We start from the raw sequence: 23,111 nt of genomic DNA, 5'->3' as shown, positions 1-23,111 counted from the left end.
AAAGGCTGATTCTTCTAGGGCTTCATACTCTTCGCAACCTCCAGAACGGTATCAGCAATGTCGCTGGATATGCTCTCTATAATCCTAGCCATACAATCAGCTAAACACCTCCCAACCTCTTCGCTGGATGCGTTAGCGCAATCGCCATAGAGGCACATCCTCCGGATCTTCCGCGTGCTAATATAATGGGCGACAATGTTTCCCCTGCCTTGAGATTCTATGTAATTGTCGAAGCCGGAGAGGCGGATTATTGTCTCAACAACCCTGGAATCCACAAGAGTTTTATCGAATATGAACGCTTTGAGATCGGACTTAAAGGACTCGGCGATCCTTTTAGCCACTTCCATGCGGTCGCTTAACATAACCATAACCCGGGGGAATCGATAGTGGTTGCTCCGGTTAAACTTTATTATGGTGTCATAGAGAAGATTAAAGTGGCCCAATCGTAGGGGTGGCTTGGTAGTGGCTGATGAGGGTAAGCTAATCGATATGGTCACTTATAATAGTGTATCTGACTTCTTCAAGGATCTCGATGCTAAGCTTGTCGAGATGAGGAGTAAGCTAGGCGAACTCCTAAGAAGGCTAGAAGGTGCTAAGGCGAAGGCCGAGGTCCTGGTCCGGCTCGAGAGCCTGTTAGCTGAGACTTCTGGAGGCGCTAAGATCGGGGGTACCGAGATATCGCTTGGCACTGCGAAGGCTGTGGTAAATCCTACGCCAAAGCAGGAGTTTGATATTCTCGTAGATGTTGTTAGGAGCCTCCAGAACAGAATAGTAGCGATGGAGAGGGTAAGGAAGGAGGTTGAGCCCCTCTCAAAGCTAGGGGATCTTGAGTTGCGAGCTGGAAGTGGTCTATGAGAACGGTCTTCCAACGCGAATACTAATCAGGATGTAGCATAATAATATAAATTTTATTAATAATATACTATTAAGAATCCGTCTCCTCGCCATTAATACATCTCGAGGATTACAAGATAAGGGTAGGGAGAAGGGATCCCATACTCTAGAGGCAAAATCCACTCGTTTAGACGAGTTCGAGGGCTATTGCCGCTGCACCTCCTAGGCCGTGGCATATGCTGGCAATACCCCTCTTTCCACCATGCAGTGAGAGGACATTCACGAGTTCAAGCGTTATTCTAGCACCGCTCATGCCAAGAGGGTGGCCAATTGCAATAGCCCCGCCGTGAACGTTCATCTTCTCATAGGGGACGCCGAGATACTTATGCATGAGGAAGCTGTTTACCGCGAACGCTTCATTATTCTCCCAGTAGTCCACATCATCAACACTCCATCCGAGCTCCTCCAGCAGCTTCTTAACGACAACTACTGGTGCATAGGGGAACCTTGTGGGGTGGACTGCGCCGACCGCCCAGCCGACGATCCTTGCTATGGGCTTTAGCCCTAGCTCATCAGCCTTCTCTTTGGAGGCGACTATAAGGCTTGCAGCCCCATCGCTGATCTGGCTGCTGGTTGCAGCCGTGTGGAAGCCGTCCTTGAGGAATGCTGGTGGAATCTTCTTGATCTTCTCGAGGCTTGTATCCCTGCGTATGCCCTCATCGGTCTCCAACAGCACTTTTCCATTGTACTCGAATGGTTCAACATACCTCTGCATCCATCCATTATCCCATGCCTTAGCAGCCCTCATATGGCTCTCATATCCTATCCAGTCCAGCTCCTCCCTAGAAGCCCCGTGTTCCCTAGCAGTCTCATCAGCCTCCTCGCCCATGACCTTGTCGAATAACGGATCGTATAGTCCCTCGTTAACCATTGCATCCAGCACTGGCAGGGAGCCCTTGTAGACGAGCCTAACACCCCACCTGACCCTGCTGGTGACGGTGAATGGCGCGTTGCTCATCGACTCCATACCGCCGGCTAGAGCAATGGAGAAGGCCCCAGACTCAATGTACTGGGCAGCGTCAATGATAGCCTTCATACCACTAGCACACACCATGTCGACTGTTGTGGCGTCGACTCCGAAGGGTATCCCAGCCTTAATCGCTGCCTGCCTAGCAGTGTTCATCCCGGTTCCAGCTCTTATAACGTGGCCGAAGAAGACGTGGTCGATTATGGAGGGGTCTATCCCTGTCCTCTCCAAGAGCTTCTTTATAGTAAACGCTGCCAGATCAACGGCTGGTACGTCTCTTAGGCTCCTACCGAACTTTCCGATAGGCGTTCTTACCCCGTCAATTATGAATACATCCTTTGACAGCTTGTGAGCTTTAGCCCCTTCATTTGACAAACCAGATACACCGTGGGAAATAGATGGGGAAACCAGCTTATTAACATCGATATTATTGCTAGACAATACATGCAGGAGCAGGTAAAGGTAAATGACCCGCGGCGGCGTGGGATCCTCTATCTAATCATGCGCCAGAGAACAATAATGAGGCCAAGAGTCTTAACGGCATCACCTGCTGCTGATACGAGTGAAGCGGCCGGAGCCACAAGTATCACGGGGAGGAATACCATGAATACGACGACCCCGACGAGGAAGAGGAGCGCGCCCATCCTAGACTCTCGCAGGAAGTCCCTGTAGAGCTTAACCCCCACAAACAGCTCCACAATATATGCTAGCACTATGAGGGACCCTCCTAGGACGGGCCCGTAATAATAGCCTGCTGCAACACCCAAAGCTCCTAGGAGTAGGGCTACTGGGGAGAGGTGCCTCATGTGCCAGGCGGCTTCCACCGTATAATACCAGTAGCCGATAAGAGCGAACACGCCTGAAGCGATTAAAGCGATCATGGCGTAGACTACTGGAGGCTCAAATATTCTATCGATCCCGGAATAATAGATTTCGACTAGGACGTAGAGTATAAGTATAGCCGCCACTATGCTGGCGACCGTTCCAATGATCCCACCAGTTCTTCTATCCACTGCAGCTCACCACATTCAATACTATACTCAAGCGCCGTGTTATGAGTTGCAATGCCTGTATTCATAGTGGAGTATTTACATAAGGAGGATATGGGAGGGCAGGGATAGGAGCCCTCTTTGCAGGGTTTGTGGCGGGCCCGCCGGGATTTGAACCCGGGACCGCCGGCGTCTCCCGCACAGGCAGGCCTTCGCGCGCTTAGAAGGCCGGCGCTCTGTCCTGGCTGAGCTACGGGCCCTCCGGTTATGCCCATAGGACGGTTTCCGGCTTATCAAAGTTTTGCCGTTACATGCTAGTCGCTGATTTACAGGTTAAGAGACTATGATATCGTGGCGTAACGCTTATATCGGTTCTCGCCTAGCGAATAAATAATGAAGGTATCGAGGTGGACTCGTATGGCAGAGAAGTTGAAGTTCTTCGACATCGTGGCTAAGAAGCCCTTCGAGACCGACCAGTACACTGTGGAGATAAGGACCACTAAGAAGGGCAGGAAGGTCAAGATCGCCTTCGCCATAAGCCCCTACACGGGTAAGAAGATAGCGAGGATACTTGGACCAGCCTAAACATACCTTATATTCATTATTTTTATAATAAATATTTATTTATTTAACGTGTTGGGAGGAGCCTCCGAGTTGAAATGGAAGACTCTACTCCATACAGGCCCCATAGCAGTAGTGCTCGCCTGGATAATAATCGGGGCCTCATGGTACCTGAACAGGGACTGGTTCGTTTTCACTCGAGACGCCTTCAGCGACTTCGGTGGAAGCAACAGCTGCTGCCCGGGACTCTATAACTACGGCCTGATCACTGTTGGAGTCCTACTAGCCCTGTACGGGGTAGCCATCGCGGGGTTGGGGGAGAATAAGCTGGAGGTTTCCGGGGGCGCCTACATGGTTCTAGCAGGAGTATTCCTTATGCTAATAGGAGTGTTCTATGAGGGAACTAGGCCTCACACATTCGTTTCAACCTGGTTCTTTATACAGGCCGACGTCTCCCTAGCCCTGGTCACCCTAGGCCTATGGAGGAGGATGAAGACACCCACCTCCCTCTCAGGCTTCGCAGCCGCAGTCGCAGCGTTCCCTGTAGCCATAATACTGGCCGTGACAGTGGGGTGGCCTAGCGCCGCGGTTCTGGAGGCGTATGGGGTTATAGTTATAGATATCATAGCGCTCCTTGTTTACATCGACTATTATAGGAGAATCTAGTAGTGGAGGCGGTGGGGTTTACGGGTATATTCTATCCCGGAACCGGGGGAAGGGAATAGTATCCCTCACGTGGTCAACGCCGGTCACCCACATCAGGTACCTTTCAACGCCGAGGCCGAAACCGCTGTGGGGGACGCTCCCATACCTTCTCAAGTCGAGGTACCACTGGTAGTCTCTCGGATCATATCCCCTAGACTCGATCTGCTTGTAGAGTGCTTCGTAGTCGTCCTGCCTCTCGCTTCCACCAACAATCTCCCCCACTCCCTCGGGGGCTAGTAGGTCGAATGCAAGAGCCTCACGGGGATTCTGGGGGTCGGGTTTCATGTAGAAGCTCTTCAACTCTACGGGGAAGTGTGTTATGAAGAAGGGCTTGTCGAAGTCCTGGGTCAGTATTCTCTCCTCGTCAGCCCCTAGGTCGTCCCCATACTCTATCCTAACGCCTCTCCCCTGCAGCCTCCTTATAGCCTCCTCATACCTTATCCTCGGGTATGGGGTTTCCAGCGCCGGCTCCAACGCCTCCGTGCTCCTTTTCAGAATCGATAGCTCTTCGAGCCTCTCCTCAAGGATCCTCCGAGTGGTATAGGCTACTAGCTCCTCTACCAGCCTCATCTCATCCTCCATGTGAGCCCAAGCCTCCTCCGCCTCGAGGTGCCAGTACTCGTACAGGTGCCTCCTAGTCCTACTCCTCTCAGCCCGGAAGCTTGGGGCAAGCGTCCATACACGCTCGAGGCTGAAGATCATTGCTTCTAGGTAGAACTGGCTGCTCTGTGTCAGGTAGGCGGGCTTGCCGAAGAAGTCGACCTTGAATAGGGTAGCGCCCCCCTCAACCGCAGCCTGGGTCAGCATTGGCGGGCTCACCTCCCAGAAGCCCTTGGACTCAAAATACTCGCGGAACGCCTTGAAGGCGCTCTGCCTTATCCTCCACATCGCAGTCATCTTCCTACTCCTTATCCAGAGGTGCCTAATGTCGAGGAGATAGTCTATACCCTCACCACCCTTTATGGGAAAGTCCTCGGCCAGCCCAACAATCTCGAACTTCTCAAGCTTCACCTCTACGCCGCCGGGAGCCCTGGGGTCCCTCGAGGTGACACCCTCAGCCACTATACTAGACTCGATAGTAGCCCTCCGGGCCTCCTCAACGTACTCCCTGGGCGTATACCTCTCATCAGCAACCAGCTGCAGTATACCATCCGCATCCCTCATTACCACGAAAACCTTCCGCCCAAGATCCCTATGCCTATAAACCCATCCGCGAACCCTAACCCTCGACCCAGGCTCCAGCTCCTTAACCCTCCTAGTACTGATGAAGCCGCCATCCACTCTACCTCCACCCTTCAAGCCAGTATATGCCGGGGTGCAGGCATCGTTAATTATTATGGTACCAGCACAGTGGTCTCCGGGAACAGTTATGGGTAAGGGCTCAATAGAGGTATTCTTCTACCCTAGGACAGTCGCCCTCATAGGAGCGTCTGGAAAGCCTGGAGCCTTCAGCCACGAGATGCTCCGGAACCTTGCGAGATCCTTCAAGGGCCGAGTCTATGCAGTCAATCCAAAGTATAAGGAGATCCTAGGCGTAAAGAGCTATCCAAGCATACTGGATATCCCCGACGAGGTCGACCTCGCAGTAGTAGCTGTGAAGGCTGAGGGGACTATAGAAGCGGTCAGGGAGGCTGGAGAGAAAGGGGTAAGGGGCGTAATAGTAGTTGCTGGAGGCTTCGCTGAGACAGGAGAGCGTGGTAGGAGGCTCCAGGAAGAGCTCGTCGAGACCGCTAAGAGGTATAATGTGAGGCTCGTGGGCCCGAACTGTATAGGAGTCTATAATGCGGTGAATGGGCTTGACACCTTCTTCCTCCCCCCAGAGAAGATGAAGCGGCCCCCGAGAGGCTATATCGCAGTCGTAAGCCAGAGCGGGGCATTCCTGACCACCATGATGGACTGGCTCGCTAGTGAAGGAGTAGGTATAGTAAAGGCGATAAACATCGGGAACAAGGCGGACGTTGACGAGGCGGAGATAATAGAGTACTACGCTGGCCAAGAGTACGTCCGCACCATAATGATGTACATTGAGGGAGTCGCCCCGGATAGGGGAAGGCCCCTAGTAGAGGCCATAAGGAGAGCCCGGGAGGCGGGGAAGAACGTGGTAGTATTGAAGGGAGGGAAGACGTTAAGCGGGTCGAGGGCCGCTAAAAGCCACACCGCCTCACTAGCTGGAGACTACAACATATTCCATGCGGCCATGGAGGAGGCAGGAGCAGTAGAGGCTGAGAGCGCCTCCGACTTCATAGACTGGGCAAAGGCCCTCTCCTACATGTCACACCTCCGGGGAGAAGGCAACGTGCTAGTCGTAACAAATGCTGGAGGCCCCGGGGTTATAGCTACTGACGCTCTCGCCTCGAGAGGGCTGAGGGTCCCCCCGCTCCCAGACAGGGTTAGGGAGAGGCTAGCCTCGAAGCTCCCCCCAATAGTCTCTCTCTCGAACCCAATAGACCTAACCGGGCAGGCGAGGGATGAGGACTATAAGCTGGTCCTAGAGGAGGTGGAAGGCGAGGACTTCTACGACTCCCTCCTCATACTAGCCCCTGTACAGCCTGCGACTATGACTATAGGCGTAGCAGACATAATAGCCGACTGGGTCTGGAGGAACAAGAAGCCCGCCGTGGTAATGACGATCGGATCCGACTACGGCCTCCTAGTGAAAGAATACCTGGACTCCCGCGGGATCCCTGCTTATACAATGCCCGATAGGGCTGCAGGCGCCCTGTACGCGCTGATGGAATCCTCGAAGCCTCTATGCCCCATTGGCGGAGGCCTACCAGCACCTCCTAGAGCAGAGGAGATCATCGAGGAGGCTAGAAGGGAGGGTAGGATTAAGCTCCTGGAGCACGAGGCACTAGCAGTCATGGAAGCATACGGGATCCCGGTGCCAAGGTACTGCCTAGCAACAAGCAGGGATGAGGCAGGCAAGTGTGCATCCATCATAGGCAAGCCGATGGCGGCCAAGATAGTATCCCCAGACATAGTCCACAAGTCGGATGTGGGAGGAGTAGTACTAGGTGTAGCCGGGAGAGAAGGGGCGGTGGAAGCGTTCGATAGGATCCTAGAGAATATAGGGAGGAACGCTCCAAACGCTAGAGTCGTGGGAGTACTATACCAGGAGATGGCGCCCTCCGGGCTTGAAGTCTTCGTTGGGGAAAGAGGGACCCTTCATTCGGTCCAATAGTAGTATTCGGGCTGGGAGGGGTCTTCGTCGAGGCTCTAAGGGATGTAGCGATAAGCCTAGCCCCCACCAACAAGTGCAGAGCCATGAGGATGCTCGGATCGATAAAGGCTAGGAGGCTCTTGGAAGGCTATAGGGGTATGGCTCCACGGGACAAGGAGGCGATCGCTGACGCCATCGTTAAGATCTCCTCGCTAGTCTCAAACCACCCCAGTATAGCCGAGGTAGACGTAAACCCTCTAATCGCCTATGATAGGGGAGTGCTGGCAGTCGACGCTAGGATCATACTCCGGTGAGAACAGCGGCGATGGATTATGGATGTAGGGACCCTGGATAAAGAGGAGGATAGAATAGAGAGTCTAGAGGTTGACCCTCTATATTTTAGAGGCCTTTAAACCATCATTATAGCCCTTCTCCAACACGCGTATATTAGACTCCGGGCTCCTAACCCGTGATCTCACCGCCTCCTTCAGAGAGTCCAGCGTGACCATCCCGCCATATCCATGCACCGCCAGAGCGTATCCTAGAACATACATGTTAGCCGCCCTAGCGTTTCCAAGAGCCTCCGCCTCCCCAACAGCGTTTACAGGGTACGCGGCGACCTCCGCCTTTTCAAGAGCCTCCAGTATCTCTCCCAGCGAGGGGACCTCTATGTTTGGGAGCGGGGGCCTAATAATCCTCATGTCGGTAACGACCACGGCTCCTTTCCTAACGTATTTGAGGTAGCGTATTGCCTCGTTGGCTTCAAGGGAGAGCAGCAGGTCTCCGCTCCCCTCCATTATAAGTGGGGCTTCGACGTCCCCGAGCCTAACGTGGACTATTACTGTTCCACCCCTCTGGCTAAGCCCATGAGTCTCAGCAACTATAGCGTTATACCCTAGCCTAAGCGCGGCGTCGGCGAGGACTGAGGCCATGGTTATTACACCCTGGCCTCCAACACCTGCCATTACAACGTCTACCTTCCCAACACTACCAGTCATGGCGGTCACCTCGGCTTAGCAGTCCTCATGATCCTGTTCCACTCCATGCTCGCCTCCTCACCGGGCTTGAAGGCGTTGAAGGGACATATCTGGGCGCACTCGCCGCAGCCAGTGCACAGCAGGGGGTCTACTACAGCCTTCCCATCCTCCCTGGGGGATATTGCGGGGCAGTTGAAGGCCCTGTAGCAGAGGCCGCACGCCGTGCAGGCATCCTCGTCGACGTAGTAGATGGGATAGCTGACGCCCTGAGCCCTAGCATTTGCTATTGCTAGGAGTATGCATGCTCCCCTCGCCACTACTAGTGCTGGCTTCCTCTCCCTCTTAACATACTCTAGCGCCTCATAGAAGACTTTCTCCTGGCCCTTCACGTCGAAGGAGTCGGTTACAGCAGTGTATTCAACGCCCATGGCCTCGGCTATACGGACCGGGTCCAGCTCAACAGTCTCCTCACCTCTAGCAGTAACTCCCACTCCGGGGTGCGGCTGGTGTCCGGTCATCGCTGTAGTCCTATTGTCTAGAACCAAGATGAGCATAGGAGCCTTGTTGTAGACGGCGTTAGCTAGTCCAGGAAGGCCCGCGTGGAAGAACGTGCTGTCACCTATTATCGCGATAGGAACTTGATCCTCTACTACATGAGACATACCATTAGCCAACCCTATACTACCGCCCATCTCAACGAGAGTATCCTGCATTTCAAAGGGAGGCAGCACTCCGAGGCTATAGCATCCTATATCTCCACTATAGATCGGCCTCACCCTAGCCTTCCCAACAGCCCTCCTGAGAGCATAGAAAACTGACCTGTACGGGCATCCAGGGCACAGGACTGGTGGCCTCGGGGGAGGAGTGAGCTCCACCCTCGGCGGTTCTGGCAGCGTGTAGTCTAATTCTAGGAATTTCGCCATCCCCGGCAGTACCTTTTCCAGTGTGAGCTCTCCGATCCTCGTTATGTAGCCGTTGCCCTTACCGGCAACCTTTACATGGACTCCCTTGTCAAACAGCATGCTCTTCGTGAGGGTCTCTACTACCGGCTCCCCCTCCTCTACGAAAAACACCTTCTCCCTACCATCGATCTCCCTGAGGAGGAGTCTTTCCGGCAGGGGTACTGGTGTGGAGAGCTTGAGTAGTCTAACCCTTTCAAGCACGCCGAGCATCGCGAGGGCTTCCCTAGCGAACCTGTAGCCGAGGCCCACCCCCACTACGAGGACATCTGCATCCTCCGGGCCCTCCGCCTTGTTGAGGGGGTGCTCGGAGAGCCTCTCAGCAATCTGCTCCCACCTTTCGAGGAGCTCCACCCTGAGCCTCCGGGCGTGCGCTGGTATAAGGGTTGTCCTCTCGATCTCCTTTCTGAACCTGCCCTTAGCCCTCAGCCTCTCCAGGGGGATCTCGCCCGTCTCGACAGGGACCCTCGTGTGCCCTACCCGCGTCGAGGTCCTTAACATGACGGGGTGGTTGAATTCCTCGCTTAGCTTGAAGGCAGCGATAGCCGCCTCCTTAGCCTCCTGGGCGCCAGCAGGCTCCACTACGGGGATGTAAGCGTGTACTCCATACCACCTGTTATCCTGCTCGTTCTGGCTACTGTGCATTCCAGGATCGTCGGCTGATACTATCACGAAGGCAGCCCTCACACCTGTATAGGCGCTGCTGAACAAGGGGTCGGCTGCAACGTTTACGCCCACATGCTTCATTGACGCTAGTGAGGGGACGCCCGCCAACGCCGCCCCATAAGCCGCTTCGAGCGCGACCTTCTCATTAGTACTCCACTCTACGTATGGGGCTCCAAGCTTCCTGGAAGCGTATGAGAGTGCCTCGACGATCTCCGTTGACGGCGTTCCTGGATATGCCGAGGCGAATCCTATACCGTACTCTAATGCTCCCCTCGCGATGGCCACGTTACCTAGCATGAGGACCCTGCGTCCCGGTTCAGCAACTACCTCCCTATGAGCCAAACTCCACCGCCATTCTAATATGAGAATCCCAAGGGTATAACAGCATTCTCTATACGCCCACCAGTGTGACAGCTTAGATTATATAGCCCGGTAGACTGTAGGGTATAAGGGGATGCTGTATGCTACGAGGTATACTTGCATTATCCGCACTATTACTCATAGTGGCTGTTGGAGGCCTAGCCGTAGCAGATGCCGCCAACACTACAACCGTGGCGGGAAACACTACGTCCACCGGCAATACTACACTCGGACAAGTCGTCTCAGCCGCCGTATCTAACCCCAGAATGGCCTTCACCATACTAGTCGAGTTCATCCTGGGAGTCGCTCTAGGATACGTGGGGGTTAAGGCGGTCAGGTACCTCCTAGCCTTCATAGGAATACTGATACTAGGCAGCATGATGTCCGCCTGGAGCCTAGGAGGGAACCTTGAGAGCATATCCAAGCAGCTGGGAGTTCAGCTTAAGGAGTTCCTCCCTCTATTAAAGCAGTTAGCTATAACGCTTGGGGCAACGATTGTCGGCCCAGCATCACTCGGAGTAATAGTGGGGATAATACTGGCTCTCGTGAAGAAGTAGTCTAGAGGCAGAGGGATCGTGCCGATCTACTCGCAGCACCACGTCATACCAGATGCTATAAGGGGTCAGCCGGTAGCCCGGATAATCCAGGCGCCGTTAAACAACACCAATAATACACTAACCAGCACAACAACTACAACAACAACCAGCACAACAAACCAAGTACTGAATGCATCTATAGGCTCGTACGCGCTCGCCTCCCTCATAGCACTAATACTGGTACTAGTGGCGGCCTCCCTCATATTAGTGGTTGGGTACAGGAGAGAGCCCAGGCTCCCCCAAAACGCAGAGGCGGCTAGGGGGAGATCGTTTCTCTCAACATACACCTACCCGGGAGCAAGAGCCATCCTACGGAGCACATTCCTCCAGCTGAGAGCCCACGTTGAGAAAGCGGTTGGAGCCCCGCTATCATCTAAGACAGCCTACGAGATAGCAGGCATTATTGGCGGCGGAGCACTCCGCTTCGCCAGGAAATACTCCTACCTCATGTACTCCAACCACCAGCCAGGGGAAGAAGAGGTTAGGGAGCTCAGTAACCTGGTTGAGGGGCTGGTTGAAGAGTGGCGGGGATTCCGAGAACAGTAGCGGTAGTGATTATAGCGTTGACGCTAGTCTTATTTGTGGCGGGCGCCTCGATTTCGGTGGAGACGAGGAACTATCCCTGGCTCTCCACCAGCCCCAACAATCCGGGTGAAGGCGGCTCGTACTGGTTCTACAAAGACCTCTCCTCGAGGGCTAGCGTGATCCTAGGAGGCCCCCACACATTGGAGAAGACAAGGGGGGCTAGACTTTACCTCGTGATAGGCCCAGACAAGCCATTCACCGACACGGAGGCCGAGCTGATCGCTAGGAGCGTGGAGGAGGGTAATCTAACACTCCTGGTAGCGGATGAGACCAGCAATTCCAGGAGCCTCCTGGAGGCCCTGGGCCTCAACGTTCTTGGAGAAACCGTATACAATGAGACCGTTCACGGCGGGGGCTGGGAGTGGGTTGTAAAGCTAACCTGCCTAAACCAGACAATTTACACGACGAAGGCTGTAAGGGTGAGGGAGACCCCGGGCTCTAGGGTAATCTGCAGGTACGGCGATGGATCCCCAGCAGCGGCCTCCTACAAGGTGGGTAATGGCACGGTGATCGTGGTAGGAGACTCATCTATATTCGCAAACTTCCTTTATAGGGGAGACTACAAGCTCCTACCACCCTCTAGGAATGTGGTCCTCATGATAGTAGGGGAGGCCGGGCTCAACGGGCTAGTCATCTTCGATAATACCCACTACAACTATACACCCAGCGATAGGGGACTATACTATCTAACAGGATTAGCGGGCCAGGTGGCTTCCTCTATAGACCAGCTCCGGGAGAGGACTGAGTCTATGAGTAGGGGGACCCTCCTCTTCCTAGTACTCGCCGCCAGTGCTCCATGGGCCCTCATATTCCTCTACCCTTCCCGGCCGCCGGGATGGGGGAAGTCGAGGCTCGAAGAGCATATGGAGTGGCTATTATCCGTGGAGGCCTCCAGGGTGGGGGTGGAGGCTGAAACCCAACGTGGAGGCCTTGACGTGAACAGGGTTGCAAGGAAGGTCTTGAAGGTGGCTGGGAGTGGCGGTGAACCTGAGGGAGAAGATACACGGTGAGGTCTCAAAGGTAGTAGTTGGGAAGAGTGACGCTGTGGATGCGGTCATATCAACTATCATAGCGGGGGGACACGTTCTCCTGGAAGGAGTCCCTGGGGTGGCGAAAACCCTGCTGGCGAAGGCAGTCGCCTCCGCTCTAGGACTGGAGTTCAAGAGGGTCCAGTTCGTCCCAGACCTCCTTCCAAGCGATATAACGGGGACCATGGTCTATAAGGCTGGGGAGTTCGAGTTCCACCCTGGACCCGTCTTCACAGAGATACTCTTGGCGGACGAGGTCAACAGGGCGCCCCCTAAAACCCAGGCGGCGCTCCTAGAGGCTATGCAGGAGAGGAGCGTAACGGTTTGGGGTGAGACCCGCCGCCTCCCGCCGCTCTTCACGGTAATAGCAACCATGAACCCCATCGAGTTCGAGGGAGTCTATCCATTGAGCGAGGCTCAGGTTGACAGGTTCATGTCAAAGGTCACCCTCGGCTACCCTTCGATCGACGAGATGGTAGAGATCATCGATAGGCTTGAGGCTATAGAGGAGTGGCCGGTCAGGCCCGTTGTAACGAGGGAGGAGTTGCTGGAGGCTAGGAGGAGAATATGGCGGGTGCACGTTGATGACAACATAAAGCGCTACGCCGCCTTTATTGTTGAGGCAACCCGGAGGGACCCCAGGGTCCTTCTGGGTGGTAGCCCTAGGGCGGTCATCTCAATGATCCAGCTGGCAAGGGCTTACGCTGTCCTTGAGGGGAGGGACTATATTGTCCCAGACGATGTGAAGCGCATGGCCCATCACGCCCTAGATCACAGGATAATACTCAAGCCGGAAGCCAGGCTCGCTGGAGCAACCCCCGAGGCGGTGGTGGATGGAGCCCTAGACCAAGTAGAGCCTCCATGAGAATGGTGTGGGGCTTGAAGGCTGAGCCCACGGTTAAAGCGGTGGGGGTAGGGTTCATTGCTCTAGCACTAACAGCCCTCTCGCTATTAAAGGGAGGGTCCCTCATACTAGTCTTCGCCTCCCTTCTAGCGGCGGCAACCCTCGCTGTAGCCTATGCAGAGGCCACTAGGGCGGCGGGCGTCCTCTCAACCCTAAGAGTGGAGCGTCGCACACCAACTAGAACCGCTGAAGGAGTGGAGGATCGGGTCACAATCACAGTCGAGAATCTCAGCGTGGAGAGCCTCCCATACCTCACAGTAGAGGACAGGCCCCCATCCAGGTCGAGGGCGTCGGGGTACAAGGGCCGGGTAGGGCTAGGCCCCAGAGAGAGAGCCGAGGCATGGTATGTGATCAGGCCAGCTCCAGGATACCAGGTGTTCACAGGCATCCTTCTATCAACGGGGGACCCGCTGGGATTATTCAAAGCATACAGGCAGGTGAAGGCCGCCTCCAGCATAACTGTAATGCCCCTATCCCTCAAAGAGGCGGCCCGGGGCGGACATGCACTTGGGGCGGTTGAACCCATAGTATCCAGGGCTAGGGGAGCCTCCCTTGAATACTATCAGATACGAGAATACCAGTATGGAGACGACCTCCGCTATGCTTCGTGGACTGCGACTGCAAGGACTGGGAGGCTCATGGTGTGGGAGGGGCTCAGCGATGTAAGGGTCGATGTAGCAGTATATGCAGACCTCTCCGGGCCCAGCTGGCCGGGGACCCCCGGAGATGCCCCGGCAGACTGGATAATGAGGATCGCCCTGACAGCCGCGAGCCAAGCGGTTTCATCGGGAGGAAGCCTATGGTACACTATACTCCGGGGGGAAGTATGGGAGGTCGAGGGACCCCTTAAGGGCTCCGACGCCATAGAGGCGCTACGCCTTAGACTCAGCCTCGTGGGGCCAGACAACTCAACGTTCAGGGTTAAGCTTGAGGACAGCCTCTACTCCCTCCTATCCAGGACTCCCCCCTCCGCCGCGAAGATAATACTCCTAGCCCCTGGAGTCAGCCTAGGCAGGGTTCTAGGAGTGCTCGAGGAGTTCCCATCCACATCCTGTACGACACTCGTCTTGCTGGTGGCTCCAGTGGGAGGATCCCCTTTCGAGGAGGCTGTGAGGAGGGTTGAGGAGAAGCTGTATAGGGAGTGGAGGCACAGATTTGCTAGGATAGGGGTAGGCTTAGGGCTTGTGGCGAGTAAGGGTGAAGCCTTCAGCTACGCGGCGAGAATCGGGAGGATGCTGTCGAGGGGGAGCCTCTGTTAGGCTCGCCTGCACCCTCCTGGGAGCGTATGGCGTCACGGCCGCCCTCCTCCTAGAATCATTCACCACCCTGGTACTTGTGGGGGCAGTGCTGGCCCTGCTGGGGGTAGCCCTATGCTTCTCAAGATGGGAGGTTGCAGGGTCCCTTATGATCTTCCTCGGCTACACAGTACTGGACGTGGTTGATCAGAGTATACCCGTCCTCCTAGGCCTAGCAGGCTCTGTCGTGCTATTCATCTACTCAGATAACCCATCGGTAACGTGGCGTCCTACTGCGTATACTATTCTGAAGGCGCTCCCATTCGCAGCCTACGGGACCCTCTACGCCTACATACTCCACAACTATGCCCCCAAGGCAAGCTACCTCCCAGCACTATCCAAGCAGGTCTTCCAGGGGGATGGGGGCTATGCTTTAGCAGGTGTTGCCTCAACAGTCTTCTTCTCACTCCTAGCCCTATGGGTGTTCCTGCCGGGGAGGAGCATTCCGAGCGTGGGGTCCCTCTACAGGTGGCTCTCCAGGAACAGGATAGCGCCTGTGGAGGCATTGGTGTATGCCTTAGTCCTCCTATCTCCCAGGGCGAACCTCCTGGCATTCTTCGCCATAATACTCGGTGTGGGGGCGTATGTTTGGGTAAGGGCTCTAGGATATGGGAGGGCCGCGTCCTTCCTCGGATTCGTGATCGTATACGCCCTCCTACTCTATCTTACCGGTGCCGCTGGGGATGTGGACGCGTACTTCGCTAGGATTCCCTGAGGAGGTCGGCTCCAACTATTAGGGCGACGGAGCCGGATGAGACCCCTATTAGGCTTGCTATAATGTAGCCCCTGACGGCTAGGGCTACTGATGCCGCGAAGAATATGAGGGAGAAGAGTACAAGGAGCAGGCCTACAATATACACTCTAGTCCTCCCAGCCAAGACGCCTACCACCTTGAAAGGTATCTTACCTGTGCCCCGGTATCCGGGTCTGGGCCCATGGTTGCATTAACAGTTTCCACCGCCTTAACAGGGTCCCCGGTCTTTATGAGCGCATCTACCCACGCTTCAAGGAACTCGTCCGAGTATATCCAGGTAACATTGCCCTCCCAGCCTATGAACACGCTGGCTCCCCGGGATAAGAGGGTTTCCGCGAGCCTATTGTCGGTCATCCCAAAGCACCCTGTAAAGAATACTATGGTATTGTTTAGTGATGCAGCCATTGTCTTGAAGAATTTGGGGCTTACTGAGAGGTATTTGGGAAGCTGGCTTAGAGGGACCCCCTCTCGCGGTATAACTGCAGGGGCGTACAGCCCATTCCTTATCCCTTCCTCAACCGTGTCTACACCGTATAGGGCCTCAGCCTCTACAACGTATAGGCCTGTATAGACGTACGCCCCTAGAGGTTTCCCTGTGGAGGGGTCTCCGTTGTAGGCTCCATGAGCCCTGATTATAACGATCCCGTACTTGCCCATTGCAACGAGCTGGTCTAGGGTGGCGTTCCTCCCCTTATATACGTCTACACTGAAGCCCGCCTCCTCAAAAGCCCTAACAATGTGATCGAGTACTTCATCGTCTGGGAACTCCCGGTACAGGGAGTCGTAAATGAGGACCGTCCTTGACACGTTGCCGAGCGTGATCCCCCCTATCCCGGCGTGGCCGGTTGTAGTAGTGGTTGTGGTGTGTGCTTCTCCTCCGCCATTGGAGGGTCCCGTGTGGCCCCCTAGAATAGTGTAGACGGCGATACCCGCCACTACTAGGATGGCTATTATGATTGCTGTAAGACCGCGCTTGCCCGCCACTGTACTTCAGCTCCAGGAGTGCACTGGTGCGGGGGGTGGGATTTGAACCCACGCAGGCCTACGCCATCGGGTCCTCAGCCCGACCCCTTTGGCCAGGCTCGGGCACCCCCGCACCCGTCCTTCAATCATATAACTGGGCCCGGGTTTATTAATCGTGCTATTCCTTAGATGGGGAGACCCTTCCCTCCCTGTGTCTCCTACTTTTTAACCCGTATGGGGGTGCGGGAATACTGGTATCTGGTGGGTGTAGGGGCGTCGTCGGCGTTACGGTGAAGTAGTGTGGGAGTGTTAGAGTTCCTGGCAGCCATCTCAGAACAGGTTCCCTACAGTAGAGAAGCCGGTTCCTAGGCCGAGCCTTTACAGGAGGCTGGCCTGGACAGGGATAATCCTAGTACTATACCTGGTTATGGCTAACATCCCCCTCTACGGGATACCCGCCCAGGCCACGGAGACCAGCGTCTCGCTCCAGAGGATCATATTCGCTAGCAGCGCCGGGAGCCTCATGGAGCTCGGCATAGGCCCGATAGTCACGGCTGGCCTCATCCTCCAGGTCCTCGTCGGCGCGAAGCTCATCGACATAGACTTGAACAACCCAGAGGACAGGAAGACCTTCACTGCGGCGCAGAAGAGCCTCGCCATACTCTTCGCAATATTTGAGGCCACAATGTATGTTATAGGGAACAAGTACTGGCAGGGGACGGGCATCACTCCCAGCTGGGGTGTGAAGCTCCTCGTAATCCTACAGCTCTCGTTCGCAGCATTCCTGGTCCAATTGTTCGACGAGATGCTCCAGAAGGGCTGGGGGATCGGGAGCGCGATAAGCCTGTTCATCCTCGCTGGAGTTGCCCACCAGGTGTTCTGGAGCTTCCTGGGCTACGTGCCGAGAGTCGCAGAGACCTACGGGTTCATACCAGCACTGATCAAGGAGAGGAGCCTCCTCCTAATAGCCCGGCCAAACGGATACCCCGACCTAACAGGCCTGCTGGCTACGGTGGCGATGATCCTCTTCCTAATATACGTCCAGGCTATGAGGGTTGAGATCCCTGTTACCTCGGCTAGACTTAGGGGTATTAGGACGAGGGTCCCCCTCCAGTTCATGTACGTGACCAACATACCCATCCTACTAGTCGGTATAGCCGTGGCAGACCTCCAGTTATTCAATGGAATAATACAGAACCTCGCCGGCCCCACCAGCACGTGGGCCCGCTACTACCAGGATTTCGTATACTATGTGACCCCGCCTAGAGGAATAATCCCAGCCATAAGCGACCCCCTGAGAACGGTCACCTTCACAGTATCCTGGACGATCCTCGCCGTCGCCTTCGGATTCATGTGGGTCGAGCTGGCCGGCCTGAACCCAAGGGATCAGGCTGAGAGGCTTATTGAGAGCGGGATGGAGGTCCCCGGTATGAGGAGGAATCCTAGAGTGCTCGAGTCGATCCTGGCGAAGTACATTTACCCGCTAACCCTCCTCTCCAGCCTCATAGTGGCGGCGATAGCTATAGTGGCCGATATATTCGGGGCTTATGGAACGGGAACCGGTATACTGCTGGCTGTCGGAATTATAAACCAGTACTATATGATGATATCATACGAGAGGGCTCTCGAGACATACCCGCTGCTCCGGAAGTTGCTCGGAGAAGGGTGATGAGGATGAGGCATCCATTCAAGGTCGTAATAGTGACGGGGGTTCCCGGTGTTGGGAAGACCACGGTAATCAGTCACTTGAAGGAGATCGCCGCGGAGAAGGGCCTCAAAGTTGAGGTAGTCAACTTCGGCTCATTCATGCTCAACTACGCGGTGAAGGAGGGTATAATCGAGGATAGGGATAAGATCAGGACCCTCCCACTGAGGAAGCAGCTAGACCTCCAGGCTAGGGCTGCGAAGGCGATAATAGAGTATGCTGGGGAGAAGCTTGGGAGCGAGGGCTTTTTGGTTATAGATACTCATGCCCTCGTTAGGACTGTGGCGGGCTACTGGCCTGGTCTACCAAAGCACGTCATAGACCAGTTGAAGCCAGACATGATTGCGGTCATTGAGGCTCCCCCCGAGGTTGTAGCGGGCAGGCAGGCTAGGGATAAGACTAGGTATAGGGCTGACTTCGGCGGCGTGGAGGGTGTGAGGAGGCTTATGGAGTATGCTAGGGCCGCCAGCTTCGCCAGCGCAGTATTCTACGCCTCAACTGTTGCGATAATCGAGAACTTGGAGGGGCAGGCTGAGGAGGCTGCGAGGCAGCTGCTATCCTACATGGAGAACCTCTAGGTGTAGGCTTTGGATCCGACCCCCCTACTGGTGCTCGTAACCCCACTAGTTCTCTCTCTTTCAGCAGCCTACACGTATAGGAGTATCTACCCTTACGAGCAGGTAAAGAGAGCAGTTGATAAGATGACGGAGTATAGGCTGATGAAGGCTAAGCTGGGCTCGGGCAAGAGGGCTAGGAAGAAGCTTAAGGCTATGGAGCCCGAGTATAGGAGGGCTAAGAGGATAATCACGAGGAGCATACTTGTAAAGATGACTCTCCTCCTAATATCATACATGCTGGGAAGCATACTGGTATTCGTATACGTCCCAGCGGTTCCGGCTCCCTTCAGCCTCCCGCCCTTAACCGTCTCGGCCGATGGAGGATACTATATTGTATCGGCCCTGCTGTACTTCCTAGTCTATGTTGTCGTCTTCCTAGCGATACGCGATACCTTCTTATAGCGTCCCTGCATCCGATACTCTAATGAAGGGTGCCGGAGCCATGGTGAGGCCCGCCCTGAGGAGCAGGAGCCTCAGGAGGGTGAAGAGGAGGACTCCAGGCGGGAGGGTCGTCACCTTATATGAGAAGAGGAAGCCAGGCCCCGCCCGCTGTGCTAGGTGCGGTAGGCCGCTGGCAGGAGTCCCCAGGTACAGGCCCAACGTGATAAGAAACATGAGTAAAACGTCGAAGAGGCCGGAGAGGCCCTATGGTGGTGTGCTTTGCCCATCGTGCCTTGCAGAGCTCCTAAGAGAAGCGATAATAGGAGGCCAGTCATAGTAGTCTCCGGCCCCCCAGGCTCTGGCAAGTCCACATACGCTAGGCGCCTGGCCAGCGATTTCTGCCTCGACTACCTCACCACAGGAGACATATTCAGGTCTATGGCTAGAGAGATGGGTATATCGCTGGAAGAGCTGAGCAAGCTGGCAGAGAGAGATCCCAGCATAGACCTTGCGATCGATAAGGAGACGGTTGAAAGGGCTAAGAAGGGTGGAGTAGTGATAGACAGCCACCTGGCCGGCTGGGTACTATCTACTACAGCCGATGTCAGGATACTGGTGAACGCCAGCTTCCCTGTCAGGGTGGAGAGGATAGCCTCGAGGGAGGGGAGACCCTTGGATGAGGTGCTCGTGGAGACGGGAGTTAGGGAGTTCAGCCAGTGGATGAGGTTCAAGGCATACTACGGATATGATACCCAGGCTACCAGCGCGTTCGACCTGGTGATTGATAATACCATGCTAGGTGTTGAGGAAACGTATAGGGTCATCAAGGGCTATGTAGAGTATAAGCTCCGGGCTCTAGGATACGAGGTCGGGAGACTAGTGTAGCAGTCATTTTAATATTCTCACTGCACAGCCCAACTGGGAGTGGGGTGGATTCGAGTGCCCGCGATAGAGGTTGGGAGGCTCTGTGTGAAGCTGTACGGTAGAGAGGCCGGCAGGAAATGCGTAATCGTCGACATAATAGATGAGAACTTCGTCCTAATAACAGGGCCCAAGCAGCTGACTGGAGTAAGGAGGAGGAGGGCCAACGTCGACCATATTGAGCCGCTGGACAAGAAGATCGAGATAAGCAAGGGGGCAAGCGATCAAGAGGTCCTCGACGCTTTAACAAAGGCTGGCCTAATCCAGTTCATGCAGGAGAAGGTCAAGCCCGCCCCCGCCATATAATCCTAGACACGTGCATCCCCGCATCCCTTAAACGATCCAAGCCCCTTCTGGCCTAAACCTATTTGAGACCCATTAGCGACTCCATACTCCCAGGTGGTGGAATGAATGACTGACGTCACCAGTGAGGGGAGAGAGTTTATACAGTCACTCGACGAGTTCTGCGGCTATAATAGGAAGTGGCTCGTGAAGATAGATGAGCCAACAGATGAAAAGTACGGGTTCATACCTACGAAGAGGCCTATAGACAAGTATATCGAGTATGGCGTCATAAACCTTGACAAGCCCCCGGGACCGACGAGCCACGAGGTGGTCGCTTGGATAAAGAGGATGTTCAACATTAAGCGGGCAGGGCACGGGGGGACCCTAGAGTCCCTCCCGGGTAAGCTACTAGCTTCCCGGAGGGGCGGGGATACCCCAAGGTAACTGGTGTCCTGCCCGTAGCCCTGCAGAGGATGACAAGGATAGTTGGAAGCGTCATACACAGCGATAAGGAGTACGTGTGCGTAATGCAGCTGCACGCTCCCGTCGAGGAGGAGAGGCTTAGGGAAGTGTTGAATGAGTTCGAGGGCGTCATCTACCAGAGGCCTCCACTACGTAGCAGTGTTAAGAGGGCGCTGCGGAAGAAGAGGGTGTACAAGATCGAGCTCCTCGAGTATACGGGGAAGTATGCACTCCTCCATATATGGTCTGAGGCGGGGACATACATGAGGAAGATCTGCTGGGACGTCGGCCTAGTTCTCGGCACGGGGGCCCACATGAGGGAGCTGAGGAGGATCCGGACCGGCCCCTTCACCGAAGAACGCGGCCTGGTTAGAATGCAGGATATAGCTTATGCACTAATAAGGTATAGAGATGAGGGAAAGGAGGACCTCCTCCGCAAATATGTTCTTCCAGGCGAGTACTCAGTATGCCACCTACCAAAAGTCGTAGTAAGGGATAGCGCTGTAGAGAGTATAGTGAACGGAGCCATGCTAGCTGTGCCTGGTATAGCAATGCTTCATGAGGGGATAGAGAAGGGGGACACTGTAGCCCTTCTCACTTTGAAGGGAGAGCTAATCGGTCTAGCTAGGGCTGAGATGTCGTCCGAGGAAATACTCTCTGCTGAGAGGGGTATAGCCTTCAAGCCGAGGAGGGTGATAATGGAGCCAGGCCTCTATCCTCGCATGTGGAAGGCTAAAGGCGGCTCTTAATCGACAATGGTGTAGAAGGGTTGGGAGGTCTCAAGCATCGAGTCATGAAAGGCTTGAAGTGGGGGGTCGAAGCTTTCATCCTAATCCTACCCCTGGCACTCATATCTATCTTGTACGAGTACTCGAGGAGCCTAGCCTACAAGATTGATCTGGCTATAGATTATAATGCTCCGCTCTTACTTGAAAAGTACCTTTTCGGTGCCCCTCTGGCGGTTTATTTCCAATCGTTCTCCTGGGAGCCTCTCAACGTGTTCTTTTCGGTCATATACTCGCTCCATCCATTATATTTCATATTATTATTATTGTTTATTTTGGTTTTGGATAGGACGGTATACAAACATGCTCTCATCTCAGTCACAGTCGCTAGCACAGTCGCTATAGCATTCTACATACTATGGCCTGTGGCTCCCCCATGGATAGCGGTGCCTGGTATAACGAGGATGCCCAACTATTTATTCCGGGTAATAGGAAGGAGTACTTCAATAGACCCCAACGCATACGCAGCTATGCCAAGCATGCATGTCGCGTATTCCTACTTCTTCGCATACTACTCCATAATAGTCTCAGGGGAGAGAAGGGGGTGGAAATGGCTGGTGTGGGGCGGGAGGCTCATGGCCCTCCTAATGCCCATAACAGTCATCTACACTGGTAACCATTACCTCCTAGACGTCTTCATGGGACTCCTCATAGCAATGTTATCCTTGGAAGCCGCCAATATAGTATATAGGAGGCTTCAGCCCTCATGGATCGTGTTTATGAGACAGTCATAGCATATGACGGGAACTCGTAGTCTTTGAAGGGACCCTACGAAGTATAGGTCTACATCCATGGAGGGCACTTCGAAGAGATATCCCGACACAGTAACGTTGGCAGGGATAGGGTTATCATTAATCACGTTAACAACGATCCTGCTAATAATGAGATTATTATTAGACCCTGGTACAGGTAGAAGGATGTAGTCGTCAGACCCTGCATGTCTAGTAGTCTCGTAGTAGATGACATCATTCCAGGCGAACTCCTTGACATCTAGGTAGAGTGATGAAATATTACTCGAAACGTGGATTAGAACGGCGATGCTCGAATTAGTAATATTGAACCTGTAATCCATGGGGAGTATGACTCCTTCCCCAGGGGGAAGTATACGGTATATGGTGAGGTTACGCGCGTACATGTGTGGCTCATCCCTTCTCAGCTCTTCTACCAGCTTTACTGGTGAGCCCTCCGGCTTCCTCTCTACAACTGCCTCCTGGATATAGGATTCAAGGTAAGTCACGGTTCTCTCCGGCATCACATGGACTACTATGCTGGAATCAAGGTAGGGGGAAACGGTGATCCCCGATAGGCCCAGATCTATGCTTGTATTCATTCCTCCATGGTTTAACACTATTCTGCTTAAATAGTAGGTGTTACCATTGAAAGTATTATTCACGAGGAGCTTGCACTCAAGGCTATTCATTTCCAGCAGGCAATAACCCTTGACGCCAGGAGCCTCCGGGTTCGCAGCTTGCTCCGGCTTTTCTCCCCTACTGGAGAATGAATAGAACATGAAAGCTAGGATGGATGCCGCGATCACGGCTAGCGCAAGGTAGTAGAGTCTCCGATTATTCTCCAATTCTGTTCCCCGTAGC

The 23,111-nt window shown here is 54.5% G+C and carries 29 protein-coding genes and 2 tRNA genes; 20 read left to right on the top strand and 11 right to left on the bottom strand.

Annotated elements, in window-relative coordinates; all coding sequences use genetic code 11:
* Positions 1–14: 14 nt before the first annotated feature.
* Positions 15–341, bottom strand: coding sequence for a hypothetical protein (locus ACZ47H_RS01750; RefSeq protein WP_464933500.1), 327 nt, complete (start codon positions 339–341; stop codon positions 15–17).
* A gap of 121 nt (positions 342–462) precedes the next feature.
* Here ACZ47H_RS01750 and ACZ47H_RS01745 point away from each other — a divergent pair, with 121 nt between their 5' ends.
* On the top strand, positions 463–855 hold the full coding sequence (locus ACZ47H_RS01745) for a hypothetical protein (protein WP_464933499.1): 393 nt from the start codon (positions 463–465) through the stop codon (positions 853–855).
* 166 nt (positions 856–1,021) lie between these two features.
* Here the strand turns inward: ACZ47H_RS01745 and ACZ47H_RS01740 are convergent, their stop codons facing one another.
* The 3 genes from ACZ47H_RS01740 to ACZ47H_RS01730 all read right to left on the bottom strand — a co-directional run bounded on the left by ACZ47H_RS01740 (position 1,022) and on the right by ACZ47H_RS01730 (position 3,110).
* On the bottom strand, positions 1,022–2,236 hold the full coding sequence (locus ACZ47H_RS01740) for a thiolase family protein (RefSeq protein WP_464933498.1): 1,215 nt from the start codon (positions 2,234–2,236) through the stop codon (positions 1,022–1,024).
* 116 nt (positions 2,237–2,352) lie between these two features.
* Entirely contained in the window at positions 2,353–2,874 is a 522-nt protein-coding gene (locus ACZ47H_RS01735; RefSeq protein WP_464933497.1) for a cation diffusion facilitator family transporter, read from the bottom strand.
* 129 nt (positions 2,875–3,003) lie between these two features.
* Positions 3,004–3,110 (bottom strand) — tRNA-Arg (locus ACZ47H_RS01730).
* A gap of 157 nt (positions 3,111–3,267) precedes the next feature.
* Here ACZ47H_RS01730 and ACZ47H_RS01725 point away from each other — a divergent pair.
* Both ACZ47H_RS01725 and ACZ47H_RS01720 read left to right on the top strand, forming a co-directional pair.
* A complete protein-coding gene (locus ACZ47H_RS01725; RefSeq protein ID WP_464933496.1) occupies positions 3,268–3,435 on the top strand; it encodes a hypothetical protein in 168 nt (55 codons plus the stop codon).
* Positions 3,436–3,504: 69 nt separating this feature from the next.
* Positions 3,505–4,077, top strand: a complete 573-nt coding sequence (locus ACZ47H_RS01720; RefSeq protein ID WP_464933495.1) for a DUF998 domain-containing protein — start codon at positions 3,505–3,507, stop codon at positions 4,075–4,077.
* A gap of 18 nt (positions 4,078–4,095) precedes the next feature.
* Here ACZ47H_RS01720 and asnS read toward each other — a convergent pair whose 3' ends face one another.
* Positions 4,096–5,397, bottom strand: coding sequence for an asparagine--tRNA ligase (gene asnS, locus ACZ47H_RS01715; protein ID WP_464933494.1), 1,302 nt, complete (start codon positions 5,395–5,397; stop codon positions 4,096–4,098).
* Between asnS and ACZ47H_RS01710 the strand changes: the two genes are divergently transcribed.
* Both ACZ47H_RS01710 and ACZ47H_RS01705 read left to right on the top strand, forming a co-directional pair.
* Positions 5,381–7,297 carry an acetate--CoA ligase family protein gene (locus tag ACZ47H_RS01710; protein WP_464933493.1) on the top strand — a complete coding sequence of 639 codons (1,917 nt, stop codon included), beginning with the start codon at positions 5,381–5,383 and terminating at the stop codon, positions 7,295–7,297. The two genes, asnS and ACZ47H_RS01710, sit on opposite strands and share 17 nt — an antisense overlap.
* Positions 7,294–7,590: an acetate--CoA ligase family protein gene (locus ACZ47H_RS01705; RefSeq protein ID WP_464933915.1), complete on the top strand. Its 297-nt coding sequence runs from the start codon at positions 7,294–7,296 to the stop codon at positions 7,588–7,590. Before ACZ47H_RS01710 ends, ACZ47H_RS01705 begins: the two co-directional genes overlap by 4 nt.
* A gap of 78 nt (positions 7,591–7,668) precedes the next feature.
* On the opposite strand, the gene ACZ47H_RS01700 is transcribed toward ACZ47H_RS01705, so the two are convergent.
* Complete coding sequence (locus ACZ47H_RS01700; RefSeq protein WP_464933492.1) at positions 7,669–8,274, bottom strand: indolepyruvate oxidoreductase subunit beta; 606 nt, start codon at positions 8,272–8,274, stop codon at positions 7,669–7,671.
* Positions 8,275–8,279: 5 nt separating this feature from the next.
* Entirely contained in the window at positions 8,280–10,220 is a 1,941-nt protein-coding gene (gene iorA, locus ACZ47H_RS01695; RefSeq protein ID WP_464933491.1) for an indolepyruvate ferredoxin oxidoreductase subunit alpha, read from the bottom strand.
* 119 nt (positions 10,221–10,339) lie between these two features.
* Between iorA and ACZ47H_RS01690 the strand changes: the two genes are divergently transcribed.
* The 6 genes from ACZ47H_RS01690 to ACZ47H_RS01665 are packed head-to-tail and all read left to right on the top strand — an operon-like array spanning position 10,340 to position 15,361.
* Positions 10,340–10,795, top strand: coding sequence for a hypothetical protein (locus tag ACZ47H_RS01690; RefSeq protein WP_464933490.1), 456 nt, complete (start codon positions 10,340–10,342; stop codon positions 10,793–10,795).
* Between the two features lie 18 nt (positions 10,796–10,813).
* On the top strand, positions 10,814–11,380 hold the full coding sequence (locus tag ACZ47H_RS01685; RefSeq protein WP_464933489.1) for a hypothetical protein: 567 nt from the start codon (positions 10,814–10,816) through the stop codon (positions 11,378–11,380).
* A complete protein-coding gene (locus tag ACZ47H_RS01680; protein WP_464933488.1) occupies positions 11,356–12,429 on the top strand; it encodes a DUF4350 domain-containing protein in 1,074 nt (357 codons plus the stop codon). Before ACZ47H_RS01685 ends, ACZ47H_RS01680 begins: the two co-directional genes overlap by 25 nt.
* Entirely contained in the window at positions 12,395–13,312 is a 918-nt protein-coding gene (locus tag ACZ47H_RS01675; protein ID WP_464933487.1) for an AAA family ATPase, read from the top strand. Before ACZ47H_RS01680 ends, ACZ47H_RS01675 begins: the two co-directional genes overlap by 35 nt.
* A gap of 14 nt (positions 13,313–13,326) precedes the next feature.
* The gene (locus tag ACZ47H_RS01670; RefSeq protein WP_464933486.1) at positions 13,327–14,610 is read left to right on the top strand and encodes a DUF58 domain-containing protein; all 1,284 of its coding nucleotides are present in this window, start codon (positions 13,327–13,329) and stop codon (positions 14,608–14,610) included.
* A complete protein-coding gene (locus tag ACZ47H_RS01665) occupies positions 14,549–15,361 on the top strand; it encodes a hypothetical protein (RefSeq protein ID WP_464933485.1) in 813 nt (270 codons plus the stop codon). The genes ACZ47H_RS01670 and ACZ47H_RS01665 overlap by 62 nt, the downstream gene beginning before the upstream one ends.
* Here the strand turns inward: ACZ47H_RS01665 and ACZ47H_RS01660 are convergent.
* The 3 genes from ACZ47H_RS01660 to ACZ47H_RS01650 all read right to left on the bottom strand — a co-directional run bounded on the left by ACZ47H_RS01660 (position 15,348) and on the right by ACZ47H_RS01650 (position 16,496).
* On the bottom strand, positions 15,348–15,524 hold the full coding sequence (locus tag ACZ47H_RS01660; RefSeq protein WP_464933484.1) for a hypothetical protein: 177 nt from the start codon (positions 15,522–15,524) through the stop codon (positions 15,348–15,350). The two genes, ACZ47H_RS01665 and ACZ47H_RS01660, sit on opposite strands and share 14 nt — an antisense overlap.
* A gap of 5 nt (positions 15,525–15,529) precedes the next feature.
* On the bottom strand, positions 15,530–16,384 hold the full coding sequence (locus tag ACZ47H_RS01655; RefSeq protein WP_464933483.1) for a hypothetical protein: 855 nt from the start codon (positions 16,382–16,384) through the stop codon (positions 15,530–15,532).
* 24 nt (positions 16,385–16,408) lie between these two features.
* Positions 16,409–16,496 (bottom strand) — tRNA-Leu (locus tag ACZ47H_RS01650).
* Between the two features lie 255 nt (positions 16,497–16,751).
* Between ACZ47H_RS01650 and secY the strand changes: the two genes are divergently transcribed.
* From secY to ACZ47H_RS01605, 9 genes are all read left to right on the top strand, one after another.
* Entirely contained in the window at positions 16,752–18,032 is a 1,281-nt protein-coding gene (secY, locus tag ACZ47H_RS01645; protein ID WP_464933914.1) for a preprotein translocase subunit SecY, read from the top strand.
* Positions 18,032–18,646 (top strand): adenylate kinase, encoded by a 615-nt coding sequence (locus ACZ47H_RS01640; RefSeq protein ID WP_464933482.1) that lies wholly within the window; start codon positions 18,032–18,034, stop codon positions 18,644–18,646. Before secY ends, ACZ47H_RS01640 begins: the two co-directional genes overlap by 1 nt.
* Before the next feature lie 9 nt (positions 18,647–18,655).
* On the top strand, positions 18,656–19,087 hold the full coding sequence (locus ACZ47H_RS01635; protein WP_464933481.1) for a hypothetical protein: 432 nt from the start codon (positions 18,656–18,658) through the stop codon (positions 19,085–19,087).
* Positions 19,088–19,127: 40 nt separating this feature from the next.
* On the top strand, positions 19,128–19,403 hold the full coding sequence (locus ACZ47H_RS01630) for a 50S ribosomal protein L34e (protein WP_464933480.1): 276 nt from the start codon (positions 19,128–19,130) through the stop codon (positions 19,401–19,403).
* Positions 19,355–19,951 (top strand): (d)CMP kinase, encoded by a 597-nt coding sequence (cmk, locus tag ACZ47H_RS01625; RefSeq protein ID WP_464933913.1) that lies wholly within the window; start codon positions 19,355–19,357, stop codon positions 19,949–19,951. The genes ACZ47H_RS01630 and cmk overlap by 49 nt, the downstream gene beginning before the upstream one ends.
* A 54-nt stretch (positions 19,952–20,005) precedes the next feature.
* Positions 20,006–20,293 (top strand): 50S ribosomal protein L14e, encoded by a 288-nt coding sequence (locus ACZ47H_RS01620; protein ID WP_464933479.1) that lies wholly within the window; start codon positions 20,006–20,008, stop codon positions 20,291–20,293.
* A 105-nt stretch (positions 20,294–20,398) separates the two neighbouring features.
* Positions 20,399–20,716, top strand: coding sequence for a tRNA pseudouridine synthase A (locus ACZ47H_RS01615; RefSeq protein WP_464933478.1), 318 nt, complete (start codon positions 20,399–20,401; stop codon positions 20,714–20,716).
* A gap of 29 nt (positions 20,717–20,745) precedes the next feature.
* Complete coding sequence (locus ACZ47H_RS01610) at positions 20,746–21,483, top strand: RNA-guided pseudouridylation complex pseudouridine synthase subunit Cbf5 (protein ID WP_464933477.1); 738 nt, start codon at positions 20,746–20,748, stop codon at positions 21,481–21,483.
* A 20-nt stretch (positions 21,484–21,503) separates the two neighbouring features.
* Complete coding sequence (locus ACZ47H_RS01605; RefSeq protein ID WP_464933476.1) at positions 21,504–22,253, top strand: phosphatase PAP2 family protein; 750 nt, start codon at positions 21,504–21,506, stop codon at positions 22,251–22,253.
* On the opposite strand, the gene ACZ47H_RS01600 is transcribed toward ACZ47H_RS01605, so the two are convergent.
* Positions 22,217–23,095, bottom strand: a complete 879-nt coding sequence (locus ACZ47H_RS01600; RefSeq protein ID WP_464933475.1) for a hypothetical protein — start codon at positions 23,093–23,095, stop codon at positions 22,217–22,219. The two genes, ACZ47H_RS01605 and ACZ47H_RS01600, sit on opposite strands and share 37 nt — an antisense overlap.
* Positions 23,096–23,111: the final 16 nt, after the last annotated feature.

This window comes from Thermodiscus maritimus (genome assembly GCF_055382595.1).
Note: the sequence above shows the minus strand (reverse complement) of the source record. Positions and strands in the feature narration are given on the sequence as shown.

Bases quoted from the DNA above. Each gene is read 5' to 3' on its own strand.
- ACZ47H_RS01725 (WP_464933496.1), top strand. From the start codon at position 3,268: ATGGCAGAGAAGTTGAAGTTCTTCGACATCGTGGCTAAGAAGCCCTTC.
- ACZ47H_RS01710 (WP_464933493.1), top strand. From the start codon at position 5,381: ATGAAGCCGCCATCCACTCTACCTCCACCCTTCAAGCCAGTATATGCC.
- ACZ47H_RS01700 (WP_464933492.1), bottom strand. From the start codon at position 8,274: ATGACTGGTAGTGTTGGGAAGGTAGACGTTGTAATGGCAGGTGTTGGA.
- ACZ47H_RS01690 (WP_464933490.1), top strand. From the start codon at position 10,340: ATGCTACGAGGTATACTTGCATTATCCGCACTATTACTCATAGTGGCT.
- ACZ47H_RS01640 (WP_464933482.1), top strand. From the start codon at position 18,032: ATGAGGATGAGGCATCCATTCAAGGTCGTAATAGTGACGGGGGTTCCC.
- ACZ47H_RS01630 (WP_464933480.1), top strand. From the start codon at position 19,128: ATGGTGAGGCCCGCCCTGAGGAGCAGGAGCCTCAGGAGGGTGAAGAGG.
- ACZ47H_RS01615 (WP_464933478.1), top strand. From the start codon at position 20,399: ATGACTGACGTCACCAGTGAGGGGAGAGAGTTTATACAGTCACTCGAC.
- ACZ47H_RS01610 (WP_464933477.1), top strand. From the start codon at position 20,746: ATGACAAGGATAGTTGGAAGCGTCATACACAGCGATAAGGAGTACGTG.